The following is an 8530-nucleotide window of genomic DNA, read 5'->3' on the forward strand; positions in this document are numbered from 1 at the left end:
TCCAATTCGAAACGTGGGCCACGACCAGGCTCCCCCAGTTACCCCACCAACTCCCCCACCACCACCGCCAGCGCCCGGAACGCCTTGCCCCGGTGGCTGATCGCGTTCTTCTCGTCCGGGGTCAGCTCGGCGCAGGTGCGGGTCTCGCCGAGCGGTTGCAGGATCGGGTCGTAGCCGAAGCCGCCGTCCCCCGCGGGGGCGGTCCGCAGGGTGCCCGGCAGTTGTCCCTCCACCACCCGCTCGGTGCCGTCCGGCAGGGCGAGCGCCGCCGCGCAGGCGAAGTGGGCGCCCCGGTGCTCGGGGGCGATGTCGGAGAGCTGGGCGAGCAGCAGCTCCAGGTTGGCCCGGTCGTCGCCGTGCTTGCCCGACCAGCGGGCGGAGAGGATGCCGGGCGCGCCGCCCAGCACGTCCACGCACAGGCCCGAGTCGTCCGCGATCGCCGGCAGTCCGGTGGCCCGGGCCAGGGCGTGCGCCTTGAGCAGGGCGTTCTCGGCGAAGGTGATCCCGGTCTCGGGGACGTCGGGGATCTCGGGGTAGGCGTCGGCGCCGACCAGTTCCAGGTCGAGGCCGGCCTCGGCGAGGATGGCGCGCAGTTCGGTGACCTTGTGCCGGTTGCGGGTGGCGAGGATCAGCCGGCCCATCGTCAGACCTCCAGTGCCTTGCGCTGGATCTCGTCCAGCTCGGCGCAGCCGAGGGTGCCGAGGTCGAGCAGCTGGTTGAGCAGGTCGCGGTCGAACGGGGCGCCTTCGGCGGTGCCCTGGACCTCGACGAAGCGTCCGTCGGAGGTGCAGACGATGTTCATGTCGGTCTCGGCCCGGACGTCCTCCTCGTAGCGCAGGTCGAGCATCGGGACGCCGTCGATGATGCCGACGCTGACGGCGCTGACGCCGCCGGTGATCGGCTGGCCCTTGGCGCGCAGCAGCTTCTTCTCGCGGGCCCAGCCGACGGCGTCGACCAGGGCGACGTAGGCGCCGGTGATGGCGGCGGTGCGGGTGCCGCCGTCGGCCTGGAGGACGTCGCAGTCGAGCACGATGGTGTTCTCGGCCAGGGCGCGGTGGTCGATGACGGCGCGCAGCGAGCGGCCGATCAGTCGGCTGATCTCGTGGGTGCGGCCGCCGATCTTGCCGCGGACGGACTCCCGGTCGCCGCGGGTGTTGGTGGCGCGCGGCAGCATGGCGTACTCGGCGGTGACCCAGCCTTCGCCGCTGCCCTTGCGCCAGCGCGGGACGCCTTCGGTGACGCTGGCGGTGCAGAGCACCTTGGTGTCGCCGTAGGAGACCAGGACGGAGCCTTCGGCGTGCTTGCTCCAGCCGCGTTCGATGGTGATCGGGCGGAGCTGGTCGGGGGTGCGGCCGTCGATGCGTGACATAGCGCCTGAGCGTAGTCGCTCCGGAAATTCCGGACACACTCCGAGGGCCCGTCACCAACGTTCGTGGTGACGGGCCCTCGGTGCGCGGTGCGCGGACCTACATCATGTCCTCGATGTCGGCGGCGATGGGGTCGGCGTCGGTGCCGATGACGACCTGGATCGCGGTGCCCATCTTGACGACGCCGTGGGCGCCGGCGGCCTTCAGCGCGGCCTCGTCGATGAGGGAGGGGTCCTTGACCTCGGTGCGCAGCCGGGTGATGCAGCCCTCGACCTCTTCGATGTTGTCGATACCGCCGAGACCGGCGACGATCTTCTCAGCCTTGCTGGCCATGGTCTTTCTCCCTCTGTCTCGGCTCCCGACTGCCTTGCCGGGGGCCGTCCTGCTCTCTGCCGTGGGGCGGTGCCGGCTGACGCGCAGTCATGCCCCGCGCGCCGTGCGCCCGCGTGCCCAGCATCACCCGGTTCCGGGTGGTGCGCCATGCCGGCGCCCGTTCGGCCCAGTACCGCGCGCGCCCTGATGGATCTTCCTCCCAGGATGACGGTGAGCGGGACTCGGATCCGGACGGCACGGCTGCACTTCAACTGGTCTACACCAATCGGGGTGGACTTCCCAAACCGTGCGGACCTGCGGACATTGTTCCCCCGGACCCCGAGGGCTCTCCCCCGGCCCCCCGGGCTCCCCCGCTCGCGTTCAGACGGCCGGCGCGGAAGGACGAGAATGAGTTCAGCGAGCGCGGCGGCGCCCCAGAAGCAGTGGTGGCACACCTTCTACGGCGGCCTGCAGAAGATGGGCCGCTCGCTGCAGCTGCCGGTCGCCGTGCTGCCCGCGGCGGGCATCCTCAACCGCCTGGGCCAGCCGGACATCTTCGGCCCGAACGGCAAGATCGCCGACTGGCCGAACGTGGCCAAGGTGCTCGCGGGTGCGGGCGGTGCACTGCTGGACCCGAACCTGGGCCTGCCGCTGCTGTTCTGCGTCGGCGTGGCGATCGGGATGGCGAAGAAGGCGGACGGCTCGACCGCGCTGGCCGGGGTGACGGGCTTCCTCGTCTACTTCAACATCATGCACCAGTTCCCGATCACGCCGGCGACCAATCCGCCCAGCTACCAGAACCCGGGGGTGTTCGGCGGCATCGTGATGGGGCTGATGACCGCCTGGTTCTGGGTCAGGTTCCACCGCACCAAGCTGCCGGACTGGCTGGGCTTCTTCAACGGGCGCCGCCTGGTGCCGATGATCATGGCCTTCGTGGCGATCGCCTTCGCGGTGCTCTGCCTGTGGGTGTGGCCGCCGATCGGGCGCGGCCTGGTGCACTTCAGCGACTGGCTCTCCGGGCTCGGCTCGCTGGGTTCGGCGATCTTCGGCGTGGCCAACCGCGCGCTGCTGGTGATCGGCATGCACCAGTTCCTGAACACCTTCATGTGGTTCCAGTACGGCACCTACAAGGACGCCGCCGGGCAGACCTGGACCGGTGACATCCCGCGCTTCCTGCACGGCGACCCGACGGCGGGGCAGTTCCTCTCGGGCTTCTTCCCGATCATGATGTTCGCGCTGCCGGCCGCCGCCGCGGCGATCGCGCACTGCGCCAAGCCGAACCGGCGCAAGGAGATCAGCGGCCTGATGATCTCGGTCGCGCTGACCAGCTTCGTCACCGGGGTGACCGAGCCGATCGAGTACTCCTTCCTCTACGTGGCTCCACTGCTGTTCGTGGCGCACGCGCTGCTGACGGGCGTCTCGATGGGCGTCACCTGGGCGCTGGGGGTGCACGACGGGTTCAGCTTCTCGGCGGGGCTGATCGACTACCTGATCAACTGGAGCCTGGCCACCAAACCGTGGCTGATCATCCCGATCGGCCTGTGCTTCGCGGTGGTCTACTACGCGCTCTTCCGATTCATGATCACGACATTCAACCTCGCCACCCCGGGGCGCGAACCCGATGAGGACGTGGTGGACGTCACCAAGGACTGAAAGGCCTACTTCGCCGACCAACTGTCACCAGGCCCCCGGACCAGCGGCTCCGGGGGCTTTCGGCCGCCCGAGAAAGGCCGCAGGCCCCCCTGGCGTGTCGTCCGGGAATTGGCCAGACTCAGCGCTGTGCCACTGCATCGCCGCAGGCCGTGACGGTGGCGCGCACAGACCGGGGAAGGTTTGGCGGCGCCGAGTGAGGTCGATCACGGCGGGTAGCAGTGATCGTTAATCCTCAACAAGGTTTCGATTTCATAGCGCTTCCCACCTGCACGGCTTTCCGGGGTTCCGGCTCCTCTCGGGGCGTGCTACAAAACTGGTCTACACCACTAGTGGTGTAGACCAGTTCGCGTATCGACCCCGGCCCGCACCCCGCCCGGTACGCCATGCCGTAAGGAACCACCCGCATGAGTACGACTGCGCAGGCACCGGCGCCCGCCGCGCCCCGCCCGACGAAGAAGTTCGGCTCTGGCCTCTTCCAGGGTCTGCAGAAGATCGGCCGCAGCCTCCAGCTCCCGATCGCCGTGCTGCCGGCCGCCGGCATCCTGCTGCGGCTCGGCCAGGCCGACGTCCAGGAGAAGCTGCACCTGCCCGCGAAGCTGGTCGCCACCTTCGCCGCCGCCGGCCACGCGGTCTTCGACAACCTGCCGCTGCTCTTCTGCGTCGGCATCGCGATCGGCTTCGCCAAGAAGGCCGACGGCTCCACGGCGCTGGCCGCCCTGGTCGGCTACCTGGTCTTCAAGAACGTGCTGACCGTCTTCCCGATGGCCCACTCGGTCACCGCCGCCAACCCGGCCGGCAAGCCGCAGGACCCGGGCGTGCTCGGCGGTGTGGTGATCGGCCTGCTGGCCGCCGTGCTCTGGCAGCGCTACCACCGCACCAAGCTGCCGGACTGGCTGGGCTTCTTCAACGGCCGCCGCCTGGTCCCGCTCGTCATGGCCTTCGTCGGCACCCTGGCCGGCATCGTCTTCGGCCTGGCCTGGAGCCCGGTCGGCTCCGCGCTGGACCACTTCAGCACCTGGGCGATCGGCCTGGGCGCGGTCGGCTCCGGCATCTTCGGCCTGATCAACCGCGCGCTGATCCCGATCGGCATGCACCAGTTCGCCAACACCTTCTTCTGGCAGCAGGCCGGCACCTACACCGACCACGCCGGCAAGGTGTTCCACGGCGACCTGAACCGCTTCTTCGGCGGCGACCCGACCGCCGGCCAGTTCATGGGCGGCTTCTTCCCGGTGATGATGTTCGGCCTGCCGGCCGCCGCGCTGGCCATCGCCCACTGCGCCCGCCCGGAGCGCCGCAAGGCGGTGCTGGGCATGATGATGTCGCTCGCGCTGACCTCGTTCATGACCGGCATCACCGAGCCGATCGAGTTCTCGTTCCTGTTCATCGCCCCGCTGCTGTTCGCGGTGCACGCGGTGCTGACCGCGCTGTCGATGGTGGTCACCTGGGCGCTCGGCGTGCACGACGGCTTCACCTTCTCGGCCGGCGCGATCGACTACGTCTTCAACTGGCACTTCGCCACCAAGCCGTGGCTGATCATCCCGATCGGCCTGGTCTTCGCGGTGATCTACTACGTGGTCTTCCGCTTCGCGATCACCAAGTTCAACATCCCCACCCCGGGCCGCGAGCCCGAGGAGGAGCTCGAGGACGTCACCAAGGCGTGACCCCGTGCGCACGGGAGAGGGGGCCCCGGTCGGGGCCCCCTCTCCCGTTCCCGGTTCAGAGCGCGTACACCGCCCCCGCCTTGGCCAGCTCCACCGGCCCGGCGTAGGCGGCCTCGGCGTCGCGCAGGTTGCGCTGCGGGTCGGTCCACGGCGGGATGTGGGTCAGCACCAGGCGGCGGGCCCGGGCTGCGGCGGCGTGCTCGCCGGCCTCGCGGCCGTTGAGGTGGATGGCCCGGAAGGTCTCCTTGCCGTCGGTGTAGGCGGCCTCGCACAGGAACAGGTCGGTGTCCCGGGCCAGCGCCACCAGTTCGGGGCTCTCCCCGGTGTCCCCGGAGTAGACCAGCGAGCGGCCGTCGTGCTCGATCCGGAAGGCGTAGGCCTCCACCGGGTGGTTCACCCGGACCGCCGTGACGGTGAACGGGCCCACCGCGAACGGCTCCGGGTCGAGCGTGCGGAAGTCGAAGACCTCGGTCATCCCGGGCCGCTCGGGCATGTCGTAGGCGCGGGCCAGCCGGCCCGGGGTGTCGGCGGGGCCGTAGACCGGCAGCGGGTCGGGGCAGCCCTCCTGCCGGTAGTTGCGGGCCACCCAGTAGGCGCACAGGTCGATGCAGTGGTCCGCGTGCAGGTGGCTGAGCGCGATCGCGTCCACCTCGTAGAGGCCGACGTGGTTCTGCAGCGCGCCCAGCGCGCCGTTGCCCATGTCCAGCACCAGCCGGAAGCCGTCCGCCTCGACCAGGTAGCTGGAGCACGGCGATTCGGGCGACGGGAAGCTCCCCGAGCACCCCACCACAGTCAGTTTCATCCCGTGCCCCTCCGCCGGATCCAGGTCGCGCGCACGCCGGTTACCGCCGGGTCACACCGGCGGGTAGCGGCAGCGGTCGCGGGTTCGAGGGTAAGGGCGGAGCGGCACTTTGCCCCCGTCCCCGTGCCGGGCTGTGGCTGGAATCACCAGAACGGGGTGGGGCCGCCGGGGCGGGGCCGCGGCGCGGGTGGGAGCGGTTCCGCGGGGGGGGGGGGGCCCCCCCGCCCGCCCGGGGTCACGGGTCTCACCGGTGCCCGGGGCGCTGCCGGGCCCAGGCCCGGACGGTCTCGGGGTACCAGCGCGGGTGCCCGCTCCCGTCGACGAAGTCCGGTTCGGGCAGCAGTCCGTGCCGCCGGTAGGTGCGGACCGTGTCGGGTTTGACGCCGATGTGCCGGGCGATCTCGGCGTAGGACCAGGCGTCGGTGCCGGGCGGGCTCATGGCCACCTCCGTCGCTTCGAGGCTCAGGGCTTGCCCGACCACCCTTTCCGTGCCACAGTCGGCCCCCGGTCCGTGCCGGGCCCCGTCGCGGTTCCGTGACGAACCGGCAGCCCGGAACGGATAAATCATCAACTGTCACACCGGTACGGTCAGCACATGAAACTCTGGACTGAGGCCCTGGCCGCGCTCGGCATCCTGGTGCTCGGCGTCCTCGCCTACTACGCGCTGCGCCGCCAGCAGTCGGCCCCGGCGCCGGTGCCGCGGCCCACCCGGCCGACCGGCACGGCGTCCCCCGCGCCGCGCGAGATCTGGTGGGCCGAGGTCCCGTTCGAGGACGGACCGGGCAGCAAGGACCGGCCCTGCCTGGTGCTGCGGGTGCACGGCCGCACCGCCACCGTGGTCAAGATCACCAGCAAGCACCACGCCGAACGGCCCGGGGTGCTGGCGCTGCCGCCGGGCTCGGTGGGCGACCGCGAGGGCCGGACCAGCTGGCTGGAGACCGACGAGCTGCGCGAGGTGGCGCTGGGCGACTTCCGCCGCCGGGTCGGCCCGCTGGACGCCAACACCTGGGCCCGCACCGAACGAGCGGTACGGGCCCGGGGTTGAGCGGCTGAACGGACGTCAGGCCCAGAGCTGGCCCTGCAGCAGCTCGACGGCCTCCTCGGTGCTGGCCGCGGTGTAGATGCCGGTGGACAGGTACTTCCACCCGGCGTCCGGCACCACGAAGACGATGTCGGCCCGCTCGCCGGCCCGGGCGGCGCGGCGGCCGACCCCGATCGCCGCGTGCAGGATGGCACCGGTCGACACGCCGGCGAAGATGCCCTCCTCGGCGAGGAGTTCGCGGGTGCGCCGGACCGAGTCGGCCGAGCCGACGCTGAACCGGGTGGTGAGCACCTCGGCGTCGTACAGCTCGGGCACGAAGCCCTCGTCCAGGTTGCGCAGGCCGTAGACCAGGTCGTCGTAGCGCGGCTCCGCGGCCACGATCTGCACGCCCGGCACCTTGTCGCGCAGGTACCGGCCGACCCCCATCAGGGTGCCGGTGGTGCCCAGGCCCGCCACGAAGTGCGTGACGGTGGGCAGGTCGGCCAGGATCTCCGGGCCGGTGGTGGCGTAGTGCGCGCCCGCGTTGTCCGGGTTGCCGTACTGGTAGAGCATCACCCAGTCGGGGTGCTCGGCGGCCAGTTCCTTGGCCACCCGCACCGCGGTGTTGGAGCCGCCGGCGGCCGGCGAGGGGACGATCTCCGCGCCCCACATCCGCAGCAGCTCGCGCCGCTCCTCGCTGGTGTTCTCCGGCATCACGCAGACCATCCGGTAGCCCTTGAGCTTGGCCGCCATGGCCAGCGAGATACCGGTGTTGCCGCTGGTGGGCTCCAGCACGGTGCAGCCCGGGGTGAGCCGGCCGTCCGCCTCGGCCCGCTCGATCATGTGCAGGGCCGGGCGGTCCTTGATCGAGCCGGTCGGGTTGCGGTCCTCCAGCTTGGCCCAGAGCGTGACCAGGCCGTCCTCGTTGCCGGGGACCTGGGCGGAGAGCCGGGGCAGCCGGACCAGCGGCGTGTTGCCGACTGCCTCCAGCGGCGAGTCGTACCGCATCAGCGGGAGCCGCCGGCCACGGCCGGGAGGATGGTGATGCTGTCGCCGTCGGCCACGGCGGTGCCGATGCCCTCCAGGAAGCGGACGTCCTCGTCGTTCAGGTAGACGTTGACGAAGCGGCGCAGCTCGCCGTTGTCCAGCAGGCGGTCGGCGATGCCCGGGTGGCGGACGTTGAGGTCGGCGATGAGCTCCCCGAGCGTGGCGCCGGAGCCCTCGACGGCCTTGGCGCCGTCGGTGTAGGTGCGGAGGATGGTCGGGATGCGGACCTCGGTGGCCATGGCTGTGCTCCTGGGCAGGTGGTGGTGGGCCGCAGGGCGCGGCGGGGACTGGCGGAACGAAGGTGCTCGTCAGACGTGCTGGTGGGCGCTGGTGCCCGCGCCGACCCGCACCGGGCGGGCGGGCTCAGGCGTCGGGACAGATCGCCGCGGCGTGCCGGCACAGGTCGATGTGCAGGCGCGCCACGAGGCGGATGCCCGGGGCCTGAATGCTCACATCGACGGAACGCATGGGCTCATCGTATAGATTCCCGCCCGGGTTCCTCCATGCCCGTCTCGCACCTCGGATGGTTTCGTGTCGCACTCTGAGATCCCCGGTGGGCGCGGCGGGGCGCCCCCCCCGGGGGGGGGGCCCCCCGGCGCGCGGGGGGGGCCAGGGCGTCGACCCCCACGTGAAAAACCACACCAAGAGCATATAAAAAAAAAAAGAG

11 protein-coding genes are annotated in these 8530 nt (G+C 71.1%); 3 read left to right on the forward strand and 8 right to left on the reverse strand.

Translation table 11 applies throughout. The annotated features are described in order from the left end of the window. Positions 1 to 38: 38 nt before the first annotated feature. The 3 genes from rdgB to ACFW1A_RS34960 form a co-directional block, all read right to left on the reverse strand. Positions 39 to 641, reverse strand: coding sequence for an RdgB/HAM1 family non-canonical purine NTP pyrophosphatase (gene rdgB, locus ACFW1A_RS34950; protein ID WP_380416432.1), 603 nt, complete (start codon positions 639 to 641; stop codon positions 39 to 41). A 2-nt stretch (positions 642 to 643) separates the two neighbouring features. Then, the gene (gene rph / locus ACFW1A_RS34955) at positions 644 to 1369 is read right to left on the reverse strand and encodes a ribonuclease PH (RefSeq protein ID WP_380416435.1); all 726 of its coding nucleotides are present in this window, start codon (positions 1367 to 1369) and stop codon (positions 644 to 646) included. Positions 1370 to 1466: 97 nt separating this feature from the next. Further along, positions 1467 to 1700 (reverse strand): glucose PTS transporter subunit EIIB, encoded by a 234-nt coding sequence (locus ACFW1A_RS34960; RefSeq protein WP_035848895.1) that lies wholly within the window; start codon positions 1698 to 1700, stop codon positions 1467 to 1469. A gap of 387 nt (positions 1701 to 2087) precedes the next feature. On the opposite strand from ACFW1A_RS34960, the gene ACFW1A_RS34965 reads away from it, so the two are divergent. Further along, positions 2088 to 3332: a PTS transporter subunit EIIC gene (locus tag ACFW1A_RS34965; RefSeq protein ID WP_380416438.1), complete on the forward strand. Its 1245-nt coding sequence runs from the start codon at positions 2088 to 2090 to the stop codon at positions 3330 to 3332. 404 nt (positions 3333 to 3736) lie between these two features. Further along, positions 3737 to 4993 carry a PTS transporter subunit EIIC gene (locus tag ACFW1A_RS34970; protein ID WP_380416440.1) on the forward strand — a complete coding sequence of 419 codons (1257 nt, stop codon included), beginning with the start codon at positions 3737 to 3739 and terminating at the stop codon, positions 4991 to 4993. 55 nt (positions 4994 to 5048) lie between these two features. Here the strand turns inward: ACFW1A_RS34970 and ACFW1A_RS34975 are convergent, their stop codons facing one another. Then, entirely contained in the window at positions 5049 to 5795 is a 747-nt protein-coding gene (locus ACFW1A_RS34975) for an MBL fold metallo-hydrolase (protein ID WP_380416443.1), read from the reverse strand. 244 nt (positions 5796 to 6039) lie between these two features. Next, complete coding sequence (locus ACFW1A_RS34980) at positions 6040 to 6234, reverse strand: helix-turn-helix transcriptional regulator (RefSeq protein ID WP_380416445.1); 195 nt, start codon at positions 6232 to 6234, stop codon at positions 6040 to 6042. 156 nt (positions 6235 to 6390) lie between these two features. Between ACFW1A_RS34980 and ACFW1A_RS34985 the strand changes: the two genes are divergently transcribed. Next, positions 6391 to 6840, forward strand: a complete 450-nt coding sequence (locus tag ACFW1A_RS34985; RefSeq protein WP_380416447.1) for a type II toxin-antitoxin system PemK/MazF family toxin — start codon at positions 6391 to 6393, stop codon at positions 6838 to 6840. Between the two features lie 15 nt (positions 6841 to 6855). Here the strand turns inward: ACFW1A_RS34985 and ACFW1A_RS34990 are convergent, their stop codons facing one another. From ACFW1A_RS34990 to ACFW1A_RS35000, 3 genes are all read right to left on the reverse strand, one after another. Further along, the gene (locus ACFW1A_RS34990; RefSeq protein WP_380416449.1) at positions 6856 to 7824 is read right to left on the reverse strand and encodes a PLP-dependent cysteine synthase family protein; all 969 of its coding nucleotides are present in this window, start codon (positions 7822 to 7824) and stop codon (positions 6856 to 6858) included. After that, the gene (locus tag ACFW1A_RS34995; RefSeq protein WP_380416452.1) at positions 7824 to 8102 is read right to left on the reverse strand and encodes a MoaD/ThiS family protein; all 279 of its coding nucleotides are present in this window, start codon (positions 8100 to 8102) and stop codon (positions 7824 to 7826) included. The genes ACFW1A_RS34990 and ACFW1A_RS34995 overlap by 1 nt, the downstream gene beginning before the upstream one ends. 124 nt (positions 8103 to 8226) lie before the next feature. Beyond that, positions 8227 to 8331, reverse strand: a complete 105-nt coding sequence (locus ACFW1A_RS35000; RefSeq protein WP_329564493.1) for a putative leader peptide — start codon at positions 8329 to 8331, stop codon at positions 8227 to 8229. Positions 8332 to 8530 lie beyond the last annotated feature (199 nt).

It is taken from the genome of Kitasatospora sp. NPDC058965 (assembly GCF_042741245.1).
Lineage (GTDB): Bacteria > Actinomycetota > Actinomycetes > Streptomycetales > Streptomycetaceae > Kitasatospora.